The following is a 15,962-nucleotide window of genomic DNA, read 5'->3' as shown; positions in this document are numbered from 1 at the left end:
CGGACAGCGATGCCTACTGAACGGTGATCTCGCTTCGCTCGCCAGCCTTGATGGTCACCGGCATTTCCTTGTCCTGGCCCTGATCGGACATGTGCCGCACGACGACATAGTCGCCGGCGGGGATCGTCTGTTGCCAGTTGTCGCCATAGGTCAGGCCGAGCGACTTGCGCTTACCCTCAATATCCTTCTTTGACGAGAACACCTCGATCGAATAGGCGCCGGGCGCCGACATTGCCAGCACGCCGGCGCCGAGAGCCACCTTCACATCCTGGTTGTCGCCGGCCTTGATGCTGAAGGGCTGTTCGACAACGGCGAGATCGAGCGTGGTTAGCGCGACATAGTCGTCCGGCGGCAGCCAGAACTTGCTGTCCGGACCGTAGGAGTGCTCCACGCTTTCACGCGAACCGTCGATCTTCTTCTTCGCCTTGACGATCTCGAAGCCGATGCCGGAATTGTCGGCCTTGTCGCCGCCGGCGGTGTAGTAGGCGTTAAGCACGGCATGGCCGACGCCGACCACGATATCCTTCTCGACCGTCTGTCCGGCGGCAAGCTGGATGGTTTCGGTCACCGTGCCGGCGCCGATCTGCACCGTCACCTTCTGCTCGCCGGCGGGCACGGTGGCCTTGGTGTCGCCATAGTGGGTCGTGCTGCCGCCCGGATAGGCGAAGTAGACACGCGCCTCGCCGCTGATCTCCGAGCCCTGGCTCGCATGCGGGTGGATAACCAAGGTTCCGGCGTTCAGCGTGAACAACGGGCTGTAGGTCTGGCCGGCTTCGATCTTGATCTTCTGCTCGCTCCTTGCCTCGTCGGCGCGACCGACGACAATGTAATCGCCCGGCTCGAGATTGATCTTGAGCTCGCCATACTCGGTCATGACCTGATCGCCGCGCGAGCCGCCGGACTTGGCCTTGTAGATCTCCCAGGCATTGCCGTCGGTGATGGCATCGCCGCCTTCAGCCATGACGACGCTCGGCGTGAAGTTGAATTCAGGCTTGGCGGGTTCGGGTGCAGGCGCCGGGGCCGGAGCAGGCTCTGGCGCGGGCGCCGGCGCCGCGACGGTCTCGACCAGCGCTTGCTGCAATGCCTTCTCGTCGGAGGCCTGGATGTATTTTCCGCCGGTGTTCTCGGCGAGGCAGGCGATCTGCCTGCCTTCGTCGGCGGTCAGGCCGAAGCCGACTACGTCGGCGGTGAAGTCGACGCCGGTCTCCTTCAGCTCCTTGCCGAGCGCGCACGGATCGCCACCGCAGGTCTCAAGACCGTCGGTGATGAGAACGACCGTGGCCTTGTCCTCGGTGTATTTCAGCGCTTCGGCGGCCTGCTTGACGGCCGCCGTCAGCGGCGTCTTGCCGAGGAATTTCATGCTGTCGGCGGCCGCCGAGATCGCGCTCGCCGAACCCGCCTGCGGCGGCACGATCAGCTCGATGTCCGCGCAGCTACCTTTCTGGCGATGCCCGTAGGCCATGAAGCCGATCTCGTCGTCGCCCGGCACCGACTGCAGCACCGTGCGCAGCGATTCGCGCGCGATCTCGAGCTTCGGCTTGCCGTCTATCTGGGCCCACATGGAGCCGGATGCATCGAGAATGATGATGACCTTGTTGGCGGCAAAGCCAAAGGTGGTCATCGACAAAAGGAGGATCGCCGCAGCGACGCTCCGTGCCAGTCCCGCCATGAAAATCTCCTGAGTGAACCCCCGTCCGCGCCGGGAAAGCTATTTGAGCCGGGCTTTGCAGACAAGCCCGACGGCCGGCAAGTCGCTCAATAGGTGGTTCGGCGCTCTTCCGACGGCGGACGGCCGAACTGCAGCCGGTAGCTTTGCGCGAAATAGGAGTGGGAGGTGAAGCCGGTGGCGATCGCGACGTCGAGAATCGGCATGTTGGTCTGGCGCAGCAATTCGCGCGCCCGCTCGAGCCTGAGCCGCATGTAGTAGCGGCCCGGCGTCACGTTGAGATGGCGCAGGAACAGGCGCTCGACCTGGCGCACCGACAGGCCCGCCGACTTGGCAAGCTGCACCGCCGACAAAGGCTCATCGAGATGGTCGGCCATCAGCTCGACGATACGTCTCAGCTTCTCCGACTTGCCGGTGAGGTCGCGCTCAGGTCCGACGCGCTGGCGGTCACCGGCCGAGCGAATACGCTCGTGCTGGAACTGGTTGGCGACGCCATTGGCGAGGTTGGAGCCGAAATCGCCGCGCACGATCTCCAGCATCAGATCGATCGAGGTGGTGCCGCCGGCGCAGGTGTAGCGCTTGCGATCGATCTCGAAAACGTTGCCGGTGCAGTTGATGTCCGGAAAACGCTCCATGAAGCCGGCGCGGTTTTCCCAGTGGATAGTGCACCGGTAGCCGTCGAGCTGGCCGGCCTCGGCGAGCAGATAGGAGCCGACCGAGAGCGCGCCGAGCGCGTTGCCGCGGCGGCCCCAGCTGCGCAGCGCCGCCAGCACCTTGCTCTTGCCGGGGAACTCGGTGGTGAGCCCGACCGAGACGAACAGGATATCGACCGGCGGCATGTCGGCGACTGAATAGTCGATCTTGAGCGGAAGGCCGTTGGAAGCCATGACCGCGTCGCCATCCGCCGATATCGTCGTCCAGCCGTAATAATCGCGGCCGAGCAGACGGTTGGCCGAGCGGAAGCAATCGATCGCCGCCGCCAGCGAGAACATCGAAAACTTGTCGACCAGCAGGAAGCCGAACTGCCGACCACCCTGAACGGGATCGCCCATGACCGGCCGTTCAACAGGAGCAGTAAGATTCGGCAAGGATGCTGCTTTCCGATCAGAAGGACGGCCGCTTCAATCCGGCCGCGAGGTAGGCGGAAGCTACAGTGTTGGCCATCAGCATGGCAATGGTCATCGGTCCGACGCCGCCGGGGACCGGCGTGATGGCGCCGGCGACCGCGGCCGCTTCGGCATAGACGACGTCGCCGACCAGCCGCGACTTGCCTTCGCCCTTCTCTGGCGCCGGGATGCGGTTGATGCCGACATCGATAACGGTGGCGCCGGGCTTCACCCAATCACCCTTGATCATTTCTGGACGGCCGACGGCGGCGACCAGGATATCGGCGGTGCGCGCCAGCGCCGGCAGGTCCTTGGTACGGCTATGGGCAATGGTGACGGTGCAGTTGGCGGCGAGCAGCAGATTGGCCATCGGCTTGCCGACGATGTTGGAGCGGCCGACGACGATGGCATTGAGGCCGGAAAGGTCCTTGCCGCGCACGCGCTGGATCAACAGCATCGAGCCGGCGGGCGTGCAGGGCACGAACGCCGTCTCGAGCTCGCCGGTGCCGAGCTTGCCGACATTGATGAAGTGGAAGCCGTCGACATCCTTTTCCGGCGCGATCGTCTGGATGACCTTGCCGGCATCGATATGGCCGGGCAGCGGCAGTTGCACGAGGATGCCGTGGATCGACGGGTCGGCGTTGAGATCGCCGATGGTCTTCAACAGCTGCTCTTCGGTCGTCTCAGCCGGCAGCGTGTGCTGGAGCGAATGGAAGCCGCACTCCTTGGCCGTGCGCGACTTCGAGGCGACGTAGACCTGGCTTGCCGGATCCTCGCCCACGATCACCACCGCCAGACCGGGCCTGGTCGCGCCCTTGGCCGAAAGCTCGGCGGTCAGCGCCTTGACCTTCGATACCACGTCTGCGGCGACACTCTTCCCGTCGATCACTTCGGCCATCATTCACCTTCAACACTGTTGCGCGGCCACGCCTCGCACGCAGCCCTGATCCTCAATCCAGCAGTCGGCACGCGAACGCGGCGCGCAAGCGGTCAAATGCCGCGCGGCATTTTCACGAAAATTCGACAGGCCAATCCCGTCAAAACGTCGTCGGATGCCGTAAACCCGAAACCGGCTGCTTTTATCGAAGGCCGCTTTTAGCGAAGACGGGGTGTTTTAGAAATAGCGGCGGCGCGAGCGGCTTTCGGTCAGAACGCGCACCGCCTCGCGGAATCGCCGGCAGGGCCGCAGCGTGCTTGGCCTACGACAAGTGTCGCTGCGACCTCTCTCGGCTCGCCGCCCCGACTGATCTGGCCGATCGATCTCCTTGAGACTGGACTTTTCCGCAACCGCGCGAGCGGCTAAGGAGAGCCCTCTTTGCGGAGGTTTCGATGACCATCAGGCTCGTTCTCGCCGGTTGCGGCAATATGGGTTACGCGATGCTCTCTGGCTGGCTGAAATCCGGCAAGCTCGAGCCGTCGGCGGTGTTCGTGGTCGAGCCCAATGCCGAGTTGCGCAGGCGAGCCGAACATCTTGGTTGCGGCGCCGCGGCCGACGCATCCGCAATTCCCGCCGATGCCATGCCCGATCTCGTCGTCATCGCCGTGAAACCGCAGGTCATCCGCGATGTGACGGCAAGCTACAAGCGCTTCGGCGACGGCAGGACCACCTTCGTCAGCATCGCCGCGGGCACGCCGGTCGCGACCTTCGCGGAGATCCTGGGCGGGCTCGCGCCGATCGTGCGCTGCATGCCGAACACGCCGGCGGCGATCGGCAAGGGCATGATGGTGGTGTTTTCCAACCCGCTCGTTCCCGACAATGTCAGGCGCTTCGTCGCCGAGCTGCTGTCGGCGAGCGGTGTCGTGACGACGATCGACGACGAGAGCCTGATGGACGCCGTGACCGCGGTCTCCGGTTCCGGCCCGGCCTATATTTTCCATTTCATCGAGGCGCTGACGGTCGCCGCCGAGAAGGCCGGCTTGCCGGCCGAGACAGCCAAGCTGCTCGCCCTGCAGACCGTCTATGGTGCAGCCTCGCTTGCCGCCGAAAGCGATGAGGAGCCGGGCGTGCTGCGCCAGCAGGTCACCAGCCCGAACGGCACGACCGCCGCAGCGCTTGCAGTGCTGATGGGCGAAGACCGGCTGACGAAGCTTTTGACCGACGCGGTGGAAGCGGCGCGGCTCAGATCGATAGAGCTGGGGAAGTAGTCCTCACGCCATACAGCATCTCGTCCTGCAGTTGGCGCAGGGCAAATAGCTTGGTCGTCTGGTCGGGCGTGGCGTTGTCGGCGGTCAGGAGTTCGCCCTTCCTGACCGGCTTCAGGACCTTGCCGCCTTCGAGCAGTCCGACCGGCACGGCACGGCTGGCGCGCGCCTCGGCGACCGTCATGGTCCAGGAGCGGTAGCAGGTCTCGCCGATGGCGTCGAAGATCTCGCCTGCGGCGAGGTCGCGCTTGGCGACCGCGCAGACCTCGGCCACCGGTTTAGGCAGCGGCACCATGTCGGGTTTGCCGTAGAGCATGATGCGGGCTGCGGTCAGCGGCACCTCCAGCGAAGTCAGGTGGTACGGCCTGAAGAAGCTGTAGTAAGGGCCGTGGCCGACATGGAGATCGTCCATGCGCTCGACGACGCGCGGATGCGTCGCCTCAACGATGACGAAGACGCCAGGCGCCACGCCCTTGCCGATCGTGTAGTCGACGATACCCTTCTTCGACAGGATGCCGCCGTCCTCGCGCGGGATGAGCACCTTGGCCAGCTGATCACGGTCGGCTTTCGGGCCATGCATGCCCGGAACATCGGGCACCAGGCCGGTGGCGTTGGCGATCGCGCACATCTCGACCATGGTCTTGGAGCCGTCGACGAACTCGACCAGCATGCGCGGGTTCATGTTCCGGCGCATCGCTTCATCCCGATAATCGTCGGGAACGGCGTCGTGGTTGAGCCGGTTGTTCTTGCCCTTGCCGGCCGAGACGATGGTATAACCGAGCGCCGAGGCGAACTCGATCAGCTCCATGCAGCTCGACGGCTCATCGCCGGCGCCGACCGAATAGACGACGCCGAGCCGATCCGCCTGCTGCTTGAGGTAGCAGCCGATGGTCACGTCGGCCTCGACATTCATCATCACCAGATGCTTGCCATGCTGCATGGCCATCAGGTCGAAATCGGCGGCGACGCCGGGTTTGCCGGTGGCATCGATGACGACGTCGATCAGCGGGCTGGTGACCAGCATCTCATTCGAGGTGATGGCGATCCTGCCGCCTTCTATCGCCTGGCTTACCTTGGAGGCGGTCTCGGCTTCGGCAGCCATTGCATCGTCGCCATAGGCGATGCGGATCGCGTCGCGAGCCGTGTGCGGGCGGCGCGTGGAGATGGCCGCAATCGAAATGCCCGGCATCAGCATGCCCTGCGTCACCAGATCGGTGCCCATCTCGCCGGAACCGATCACGCCGATGCGCACGGGGCGGCCGTCGGCGGCGCGCCGGGCGAGATCGCGGGCAAGCCCGGTCAGGGCGACATTTGTCATACAAGAACGTCCATGCTTTGCTTCAGCCCGCAATACAGGGAACGATCCCCGTTTGCCAACAAAACCAGCCACCCATGGCAATTTCGTGCGCACGTCTTGCAGGACCGGCGCAGATTTCCCGCAACGATCCGCAACCTTCAGGTGTTTGAAAGCCTTGGCCATGTCCGGAGGAAGGGCGCATGCCGCGGTTCATGCCAAGTGCCGATCTGACCGCCAAAGTTGGCACGGTGAGCGACCCCTCGGTCGATTCCTTTGTGCGGACTTACTGTTTATTTAGGGAAAATGGTGTTCGCGGTCGGTTTCAACTGAACGGCGCCCTCGGCGAGAGATCGTTTTCTGTGCCATTTTTGCTACATCCGCCGGGACTAATGGCTGGAATCCGTGCTTTTGGAGCGCTCTAAATCAATAAGTCCTCCCATCCGCGAAAAATCTGCTAGATACTCGTTGCAAGCTCCGGTGGCAGGCTTGGGCGAAATAAGCGCTGACAAAAACAAAAAGGCGCGGGGATAGTCACGGGGTAGAAATGACCAGGACGGGTAAAGTGACCGTCGGCTGGCGCCTTGCGCTTGCCATGACGGTGTCGATGCTGGCTTGCGGAAGCGCCAGCGCACTCACGCTCAAGGAAGCTGTAGCAGTCGCGGTCGAATCCAATCCGGAGATTGGGCAGGCGATCGAAAACCGCGAAGCCATCGAGTTCGAGCTGCGCCAGGCGAAAGGGCTCTATCTTCCCAGCGTCGATCTCGAAGCGTCGACCGGCGTCCGCCGTCTGGATAACGACTCCCGGCGAGCGCTCGACGAGGACCATGACGCGCTTTATCCAAACGAAGCGGACCTCACAGTCTCACAGACGCTCTATGACAGTGGCGCAAGACGGGCCGAATTGAACCGCCAGGCCTCGCGCGTCGACGGAGCTTCCTTCAGGGTGCTGGAACGGTCCGAATTCATCGGGCTTGCCGTCGTCCAGGACTATCTCGAATACATGCTGCAGGCGTCGATCGTCGCCGAAGCGAAGAAGAACCTCGGCTTCCATCAGTCCATACTCGGCGACATCAAGCAAGGCATCGCGGGCGGCGCGCTCAACGATGCCGACCGGCAGCAAGCCGAGGAGCGGCTTTACGCCGCCAAGGCGCGGATGCAGGAGGCGACCGAGGAACTGGAAGCGGCCAAGATCCGCTTCTTCAAGAATGTCGGCAAGCCGCTGACCAATCCGTCGCGGCCGGCCGATGTGGCCGGCGCGCTGCCGCGCTCGCTCGATGACGCGATCGGGCTTGCCAGACAGAACAATCCGCGCGTCCACATGGCCAACAGCGACATCGATGCTGCCGCGTCGCTGGTCGACGCCGCGCGGGCGAAATACGGCCCCACCATCACCGCCGAGGGTGTCGCGCGGGGCGGCTATGACATCGACGGCGACGACGGCGACACCAGCGACCTGCAGGCTCGGGTGGTGCTGCGCTGGAATCTCTATCGTGGCGGCATCGACAAAGCCAACGAGCAGGAGCAGATCCGCCGCACCAGCGAGCAGCGCCTTGCGCTGCATCAGGTGCTGCGCGAGATCGAGGAAGCCGTCCGCACATCTTGGGACCGCCGCTTCCGCCAGGCGGAACTTGCGCAGACGCTGCGCCTGCAGGCAGCAACCAACGAAAGGCTGGTTGCCTCCTACCGCGAGCAGTTCAAGGTCGGACAGCGCTCGCTGCTCGACGTGCTCGATGCGCAGAACACGCGCTTCAACACCGCGACGCTGGCCGACACCTCGTCCTACGCGTCGCTGTTTGCCCAATACCGGCTGCTGGCCGCGACCGGGGAGTTGCTGAAGACGCTCAACATCCAGCCGGCCAAGCAGGCAGCCGCCTACGCGCGCAGCGAATTCGGCACGCCGGCGACAGCCGATACCGAAACCTATGCGCGCACACCATCGGAGCAGAAGAACGATCTGCCGTTCGACATCCTCGCGCCGGTCAGGAAGAAGTAGCCGATGTAAGCATCGATCTCTGGTCCTTCGGGCGGATCGTGAACCAGCAACCTAATATCATCTCGCCCAAGGAGGCTTTCAAAGCCTGCTTCTCGGCGATTGCAGCCTATCTCGGCCGGCCGAGCGCCGAGACCGTGCTGTTTGCCGGGGTGCCGATTTCGGACACGCGCATCGAGCCGGACGACATCAGGCATCTGGCCGAACGGATCGGTCTCGAGGTCCAGGCGTTCAACCATCGCGATTTCGTGCGCGGCCGGGTCGATCTTCCGGCCATCGTCTTCCGCGCCAGCCAACTGCCGGTTGCGTTGCTCGCCGAAACGGAAACCGGGCAGTTCCTCACGGCGCCGCAGGAAAACGGCCGCACCACGATCGGCAAATCGGAGCTTGCCGAGAGCTACATCAGCGGTGGCGCCTCATTCTCGATCACCTATGCCAACACCGCCGAGGAGATGACGGTCGGCACGGCGCCGAAGATCGAAAGACGCCATTGGCTGACCGGAACGATGGGGGCGTTCTGGCGCACCTACTCGAAGGTCGTGCTGTCGGCGGTCTTCATCAACCTCTTGGCGATCGCCTCGCCGATCTTCACCATGAACGTCTACGACCGCATCCTGCCGAACAAGGCGATCTCGACGCTCTGGGTGCTGGCGCTCGGGATCGGCGCGGCCATCCTGTTCGACCTGTTGCTGAAGACGGCCCGTGCCTCGCTTATCGACTATGCCGGGCGCAAGGCGGATCTCAGGATTTCCTATCTGCTGTTCGAGAAAGTGCTCAACTCGTCGCTTTCGGCGCGGCCGGGATCGACCGGCGAATACGCGAATCGTGTCACACAATATGAGTTCGTGCGCGAGTTCTTCACCTCGAATACCATAAGCGTCTTCATCGACACGGTTTTCGTCTTCGTCTTCCTGCTGGTCATCTACGCTATTGGCGGCTGGCTGGTGATCATACCGGCGCTCGCCTTCGTCATCGCCGTCATTGTCGGTCTGGTGACACAGAGGCGCATCGGCAGGCGGGTCGCCGCCTCGATGAACGAATCTGCCCAGCGCCAGGCGCTCCTGGTCGAGTCCATTTCCACGCTGGAGACGATCAAGTCGCTGCGCGCCGAGGCCTATCTGCTGCGCAAATGGGGCGAGCACTCGAAGAACGCCGCCAACACCTCGGAGAAGATCAAGGAGCTTTCCGCCGCTGCCGGCAACATCACCGGCGCCATCCAGCAATTCGTCACCGTCGCACTGGTGGTTGCCGGCGCCTATGCCTTCTCGGAAGGCCAGGTCTCGACCGGCGCGATTATCGGCACGGTCATGCTGGCGGGCCGCGCGGTCGCGCCGCTCGGCCAGATCGCCATCACACTCTCCCGCTTCCGGCAAGCCGTGCTGTCGCTCAGGATCGTCAATACGATCATGTCGCAGCCGGAGGACCGGCCCGACACGGTCGGCTTCGTCAACCGGCCGATCCGCAGCGGCGCGATGCTGTTCAAGAATGTCGGCTTCGCCTATCCAGGCACCGAAAACGAGGTTCTGAACGGGCTCAACATTGCAATCCGCCCCGGCGAGCGCATCGGCATCATCGGCCGCATCGGCTCCGGCAAGACCACAATGGGGCGCCTAATCGGCCGGCTGTTCCTGCCGACGTCCGGAGAACTGCTGCTCGACGGCATCGACATCCGCCAATACCACCCGTCCGAAGTTCGTGCCGCGGTCGGTATCGTCGCGCAGGCCGGCGACCTGTTTTCCGGCACGATCAAGGAAAACCTTCTGATGGCCGCGCCGGACGCGACCGACGAGGAGATCATCGATGCGGCGAAGGCCGCGGGCGTCGACGACTTCGTCTCTCGCCATCCGCGCGGCTACGACATGAATGTCGGCGAGCGTGGCACCAATCTGTCGGGAGGCCAGAGGCAGGCCGTGGCGATCGCGCGGCTGCTGCTGACCAAGCCGAAAATCGTGTTCCTGGACGAGCCGTCGGGTTCGATGGACCTGGCCTCGGAACGGCAGTTGATCAGGCAGCTCAAGGTGGCGTTCGACCGCAACACGACGCTGATCGTATCGACCCATCGCTACAGCATGCTGGAGCTGGTCGACCGCCTCATCGTCATCGAGCAGGGGCGCGTGGTCGCGGACGGAGCAAAGGAACAAGTCATCCAGGCATTGCAAAAGGCGAATGCCTGACCGGGACGTTGGGGAATGTTAGCAAAAGACGACCGGCCGCCGCTTTTCGCTTCGGCGTCCGTATACATCATAGGGGCACTGTTCGTGGCCTTCACCGCCTGGGCATCCTTTGCCGAGGTCGATGAGATCGCGCGCGGCGACGGCAAGGTCATTCCCGCTTCCAAGACGCAGATCATCCAGGCGAGCGAAGCCGGCGTCGTCCAGGAAATCGCTGTCAAGATTGGCCAGACCGTCAGGAAGAACGATCTGATCATCCGCCTCGACAACACAGGCAACACCTCGAGCCTGGGTGAAGAGCAGGCCAAGGCGCGGGCGTTGCAGGCGCGCATTGCCAGGCTCAAATTCGAGCAGAGCGGCAATCTCGAGGGCGCGTTCCCCTGTCCGTCCGACATCCAGAAGACTGCCCCGGAGATCTGCGACAACGAGCAGAAGCTGCTCGTTGCGCGCCGGGACAACTTCCAAGTCAAGCTTTCCGTGCTGAAGTCGCGTCTCGATCAGCGCGAGAAGGAACTGGACGAGGCAACCGCCAATTCAGACCGCCTTTCCAAGAGCCTCGCCGTCAGCGACCAGGAAACGGCGCTGGTCGAATCGATGGTCAAGAAAGGCCTGATGGCCAGGACCGAACAGATTCGCGTCGAGCGGGAGCAGACCGATCTCCGCGGGCAGCTCAACCTTGCCGGAGAGACCATCAAGAAGAGCAAGGCGGCCATCACCGAGGCGCAGCTTCAAGTCGACGAGCTCGGCCTGCAATTGCAGCAGGAAGCATTGAGCGACTTGACGCAGGCGCTGGCGGACCTCTCTGTGGTGGACGAAACCATTCGCGGCGCCACCGACAAGGTGGCGCGGACCGATATCCGCTCGCCTGTCGACGGCATCGTCAACACGCTCGATGTCAACACGCTCGGCGCTTTCGTCCAGCCCGGCGCGGTCGTGGCCGGCATCGTGCCGACCTCGGAGACGCTGCTGGTCGAGGCGCGGGTCTCGCCGCGCGACGTCGCCTTCATCCAGCCGGACCAGGACGCGCTGATCAAGGTCACGGCCTACGACTTCTCGATCTTCGGCGGCATCGAAGGCAAGGTGTCCAACATCACCGCCGACAGCCTGGTCGACCAGAAGACGGGCGAGCCCTACTATCAAGTGCGCGTCGCGACCGAGAAATCCACGCTGCAAAGGAACGGCAAGACTTATTCGATTATCCCCGGCATGATCTGCTCGGTCGATATCAAGACCGGGCGCAAGACGATCCTCAACTATCTTTTGAAGCCCATCAACAAGGCGCGCCAGGAGGCGATGAGTGAACGATAGCGCCGCACGCCCCGACACTCCGCGCGACCGGCTGTTGCCGCCGCTCGCAGCGGAGGATTTCGGCCCGGAGTTCCGCGTCGTGGCGCGTGGCGGCGTGCGCCGCGGCATCCGTTTGGAGCGCGCTTTCTGGGTGTCGCTGAAGCAGATGGCCGAAAGCCGCAAATGCACGATCGGCATGCTGGTCGCGGAGATCGCCGAAAATCATCCCGACCAGGGCAATCTCACATCGGCGATCCGGGTCGCATGCATGCGCGGCCTCGCCGAGGAAAGCATGGAACTGCGCAAGCTCGCTTCGATCCGGACCATCAACGCGATCCTGGTCGCCTGCCCCTCGCCCGCCTTCGCGCTGTCTTCGTCGAAAAAGATCCTGACCTTCAATGCCCCGTTCCAGCAATTGGTCAGGCGCCAGCTGCCGAACGCGCCGGGCGACGACGGCAGGCAGGACCTCAAGCTGGCGCTGGACCTCAACGTCGTCGACGTTTTTGCCCGGCTCGACGCCAATGGCGAGACACCCGTCACCACCGGCTTCGTCATCGGCGCCGGCGAGCGCCGCTACAGGGGCCAGCTCAGCGCGGTGCGCGCGCCAGTCACAGAGCCGGAATTGCTGATGGCGTTCGTCTCAAACGGTTGAAAGAGGCGAGCCGCCTATTTCGTTGCGAAACCGGAGCCTGCCGACGTGACCCTCACATCGGGCGAAGCGCCTTCGCCGGGCGCCACTGTCGCGAAACCGCCGGCGATGTCGGCGATCTGTGCGCCGGCTTTCGTGCCGTGGATCCAGGCGCGGTCGGTGCTGAAGGAATAGAGCGGGACATAATCGGGAAGATCGCGGTCCATCGCCACAACGTTGCTGAGGCTGTCCAGGATGAAGGTGCCGCTTCCGGTGCTCACCGACAGCACCGCGTGGAAGAATTTCCGTCGGCGATCCTGCAGCACGACCAGCGACATGCTCTGCGCCGGGATCCCGGCGCGCAACAGCGCCGCCATCTTCAGGATCGCGAAATCCTCGCAATCGCCGGCGCGATGCTCGAGGATCTCCGACGGCTTCGCCCAGTAGTCGAGCTTGCCGTAGACGACGCTGTCCTTGCGATAGGCGATCAGCCGGTTGATGCTGCTGTTGACGAAGTCCAGCTTGTCGCGAAAAGCCTTGTTGGCTGCAATGCCGACGATCTCGCCAAACGCAGCGTTCTCACGATCGCAGGCACTTCCGGCCGTGCAGTCGATGATCGCCTTGTAGACGGGGGCCCAGCGCGCGGCGACCGGGAAGTTGCGCATGGACAAGGCGACCGATCCGAACACGCCGGGAACGATCGCCCCAGTCTGGATCGGGTCAACTTGGATCGGGTCAATCTGGATCGGATCGACCTGGATCGGATCGACGCCGGGGGCGGCCACTCCACTCGCAGAACTTGCCGTCGGGTGGACTTCGAGAGGCGCATAGGCACTGGCGGCAGCGCCGACCGAGTAGGCGGCAACAGGCTGCCAGGGCTGCAATCTGGCCAGCGAAACGCCGCCGAGATCGGCCGGCGCAGGCAGCGTTTGAGAGGCGGGACTTGCGACGGAGACCGCGCTGGCGGACGACGCATTCGGCAGACCGGTGAAGCCGATTGCCAGCAGCAGAACCTTGACCCTCGACGCCGACGAGGCAGCTTTTTGTATTTTCATGACGCCCACCTTTGACTGTGGACGCTACCGATCTTGTCTCAAATTATCGGAAAGGAAGGTGGGTAAGTTTCCGCGAATCAATCTATTCTGCTTTGTTTCAAATTTTATTCAAATTTATACTTGAAATTGCCGAACTGCCGCCGCGCTCCCCAGCCCGTCTGGCGGCGGCCCTGAGGATATATAGCTGGATATATCACTGCGATTTACCAAGTGTAAAAAAAGCAAATCCCTACATATTCAAGTATATCAAAAAGATTGAAGCTATGTTGCAAAGTTCGAGCCCCGCATGTCTCTTGCCGGGAAATGCCGAAGGGGGCTTGAGCTATGACGACCACTATCGAATTCGACGCCGTTTCAAATTTCTCGGACGAGCACGCGACTGTCGGCGAACAGCCGATTTCGGGTGTCCAAGTCGCCCAGGCCGCCAGGGGCCAGACGGCACCCGCGGCAGGCGAACCTGTGCCGGTCGATGTGGGAAGCGGCGCGCCGGCAAAGGGCGACGGCAACGCCCAGAACGCACAAAGCACAGCCAAGCCGGCGGCGGACGCCAACGCTCCTGCCGCCAGCGCCCCTGCCGGAAACGCGCCGGCAGCGAACACGGCAGCCTCGAACGTTGCGCATGAATATCACGCCGAGGCCGGCAATGTCGTGAAGCTTCCGGCCAATGTCTCGATCGACGACATCAAGGTCGACGGGCACAATCTGGTGCTGGTGCAGCCGGACGGCGCCGAGATCGTCATCAAGGACGGCGCGCTCAACGTACCGACCTTCATCATCGGCGATGTCGAGGTGCCGCGTGTCGCGCTGATCGCGGCGCTCGAAGCCAGCCATGTCGATGTCGCCTTCGGCGCCGACGGCTCGATCTCTGCCGGCGGAAATGGCGCCCCAGGCAGCGCCGGCGGAGACTTCTCGGTGCCTCCGGGCGGGATCGGCGACGGCTTTGGCCTGACGGCACTGCTGCCTCCGACGGCATTGGCGTTCGGACAGCCGGAGAACCGTGAACTGTTCCCGTCCCTGCTGAAGCCGGACTCCACGCCGTCGATCCTCGACCTCACGCCATCGGCCTCAGGCGGCGACACCACAGTCAATGAGAAGGGCCTGCCGACAAGCTCGGGCTCGGAAGGCTCGGGCGAGGCGCAGAATCCCGCGCCCGGCACCGATCAGTCCGAGATCAACACCGGCAGCTTCACCATCAATTCGCCCGACGGCGTCGGCTCGCTAACCGTTGCCGGCCAGGTTATTACCGGCGCTCAGCTTGCCAACAGCGCGTCGACGCCGATCAACATCACCACGCCGCTCGGCAACACGCTGACCATCAATGGGTACGATGCTGCCACCGGCCAGGTGAGCTACACCTACACTCTCGTCCACAGCGAGCCCCATCCCGGCGCAGGCATGGATTCCATCTTCGACAACATGACGGTGACGGTCACCGACACCGACGGCGACGTCTCTCTTCCGGCCACGCTGTCGGTCCAGATCGTCGACGACGTGCCGACGGCGAACGCGGATGCCAACAGCGTCGCGGCGGGCAGCCATGCCCAGATCACAGGCAATGTGATCACCGGCGCCGGCGAAACCGATCCGTCCACTAGCGCAGATGTGAAGGGTGCAGACGGCGCCAGTGTGACCTCGGCCTATGGCACGGGCGCGGCGCAGGACGTGACGTCGGCGGTTACCGGCACCACGATCGCGGGACAGTACGGCACGCTGACGCTCTATTCGGACGGCCACTACACCTATGAACGCGCGGCGAACACGCCCGGCGGCGTCAGCGACGTGTTCCACTACACGCTGACGGATGGTGACGGCGACCAATCGGACACCACGCTGACCATTAATATCGGCAATGAGCCGCCGAAGCTGGGGGATATCCCGGCCGCGGGCGCTGACGGAGCGGTCGTCTACGAGGCGGGACTGGCGACCGGCACGCTGCATGACGGCTCGAACGCGGTCAGTGGCACGGTCGGCTTCACGTCGCAGGATGGGGTGAAATCGGTATCGCTGGGCGGCAACCCGCTGTCGAGCGACTCGGGCAATCCGACTACGTTTACGGATCCCACCACCGGCGGCACGGTGAGCGCGTGGTACGAGTACAACAGCGCGACCGGCGCGGGCACGATCCACTACAGCTACACGCTGACTTCGGACTACCACAGCGCCACAGGCGGCGACGGCGCCAATACCGAAGCGACACCCAGCTTCGAGGTCGTTGTCACCGACCTGGACAACCAGCCCGCCTCTGGCAACCTGGTGATCAATGTCATCGACGACGTGCCGACGGCGAAAGCCGATACCGACGCCGCGCAGTCCGGCGAGACGGTGACCGGCAATGTCGAGACCGGCACGAGCACGCACGGCAGCGGCGCGGCGGACACGGCGGGCGCCGACGGGATCGCCTCGATCGCCTGGACGGGTTCGATCACGAACGCCGGCGTCACGACAGTGACGGGCACCTATGGCGTGCTGACGGTCCAGGCCGATGGCAGCTACAGCTACAAGGCCTTCGCCAACACGACGGGAACGGACACGTTCCATTACACGATCACGGACGGCGACGGCGACACCTCGCCCTCGACGCTGACGATCAATGTGACGAACGGCCAGCCGCAGCCGGTTG

At 63.8% G+C, this 15,962-nt stretch carries 11 protein-coding genes; 6 read left to right on the top strand and 5 right to left on the bottom strand.

Features of this window, described 5'->3' with window-relative positions:
• Positions 1-13: 13 nt before the first annotated feature.
• The 3 genes from A9K66_RS19990 to folD all read right to left on the bottom strand — a co-directional run bounded on the left by A9K66_RS19990 (position 14) and on the right by folD (position 3,670).
• Positions 14-1,669, bottom strand: a complete 1,656-nt coding sequence (locus tag A9K66_RS19990) for a VWA domain-containing protein (protein ID WP_067327224.1) — start codon at positions 1,667-1,669, stop codon at positions 14-16.
• A gap of 86 nt (positions 1,670-1,755) precedes the next feature.
• Entirely contained in the window at positions 1,756-2,718 is a 963-nt protein-coding gene (locus A9K66_RS19985; protein ID WP_082953990.1) for a GlxA family transcriptional regulator, read from the bottom strand.
• A 52-nt stretch (positions 2,719-2,770) separates the two neighbouring features.
• A complete protein-coding gene (gene folD, locus A9K66_RS19980; RefSeq protein WP_067327995.1) occupies positions 2,771-3,670 on the bottom strand; it encodes a bifunctional methylenetetrahydrofolate dehydrogenase/methenyltetrahydrofolate cyclohydrolase FolD in 900 nt (299 codons plus the stop codon).
• Between the two features lie 431 nt (positions 3,671-4,101).
• On the opposite strand from folD, the gene proC reads away from it, so the two are divergent.
• Positions 4,102-4,917, top strand: coding sequence for a pyrroline-5-carboxylate reductase (gene proC, locus A9K66_RS19975; RefSeq protein WP_067327223.1), 816 nt, complete (start codon positions 4,102-4,104; stop codon positions 4,915-4,917).
• Here the strand turns inward: proC and A9K66_RS19970 are convergent.
• Positions 4,892-6,232, bottom strand: a complete 1,341-nt coding sequence (locus tag A9K66_RS19970; RefSeq protein ID WP_067327222.1) for an NAD(P)H-dependent oxidoreductase — start codon at positions 6,230-6,232, stop codon at positions 4,892-4,894. The genes proC and A9K66_RS19970 overlap by 26 nt on opposite strands.
• A 523-nt stretch (positions 6,233-6,755) precedes the next feature.
• Between A9K66_RS19970 and A9K66_RS19965 the strand changes: the two genes are divergently transcribed.
• Genes A9K66_RS19965 through A9K66_RS19950 form a run of 4 tightly spaced genes read left to right on the top strand, consistent with a single transcriptional unit; the run spans position 6,756 to position 12,311 of the window.
• On the top strand, positions 6,756-8,204 hold the full coding sequence (locus A9K66_RS19965) for a TolC family protein (protein ID WP_082953989.1): 1,449 nt from the start codon (positions 6,756-6,758) through the stop codon (positions 8,202-8,204).
• Positions 8,205-8,242: 38 nt separating this feature from the next.
• The gene (locus A9K66_RS19960; protein WP_082953988.1) at positions 8,243-10,375 is read left to right on the top strand and encodes a type I secretion system permease/ATPase; all 2,133 of its coding nucleotides are present in this window, start codon (positions 8,243-8,245) and stop codon (positions 10,373-10,375) included.
• A gap of 15 nt (positions 10,376-10,390) precedes the next feature.
• Entirely contained in the window at positions 10,391-11,680 is a 1,290-nt protein-coding gene (locus tag A9K66_RS19955; protein WP_066989331.1) for an HlyD family type I secretion periplasmic adaptor subunit, read from the top strand.
• On the top strand, positions 11,670-12,311 hold the full coding sequence (locus A9K66_RS19950; RefSeq protein ID WP_067327220.1) for a ribbon-helix-helix domain-containing protein: 642 nt from the start codon (positions 11,670-11,672) through the stop codon (positions 12,309-12,311). The genes A9K66_RS19955 and A9K66_RS19950 overlap by 11 nt, the downstream gene beginning before the upstream one ends.
• Before the next feature lie 14 nt (positions 12,312-12,325).
• Here the strand turns inward: A9K66_RS19950 and A9K66_RS19945 are convergent, their stop codons facing one another.
• On the bottom strand, positions 12,326-13,342 hold the full coding sequence (locus A9K66_RS19945; RefSeq protein WP_067327993.1) for a transglutaminase-like cysteine peptidase: 1,017 nt from the start codon (positions 13,340-13,342) through the stop codon (positions 12,326-12,328).
• Positions 13,343-13,666: 324 nt separating this feature from the next.
• Here A9K66_RS19945 and A9K66_RS19940 point away from each other — a divergent pair.
• On the top strand, positions 13,667-15,962 hold a 2,296-nt coding region (locus A9K66_RS19940), incomplete at its 3' end, for an Ig-like domain-containing protein (RefSeq protein ID WP_197507500.1).

This window comes from Mesorhizobium sp. AA23, assembly GCF_001672435.1.
Lineage (GTDB): Bacteria > Pseudomonadota > Alphaproteobacteria > Rhizobiales > Rhizobiaceae > Mesorhizobium.
The sequence above is the reverse complement of the archived record's forward strand: the minus strand, read 5'-3'. Positions and strand labels throughout refer to the sequence as shown.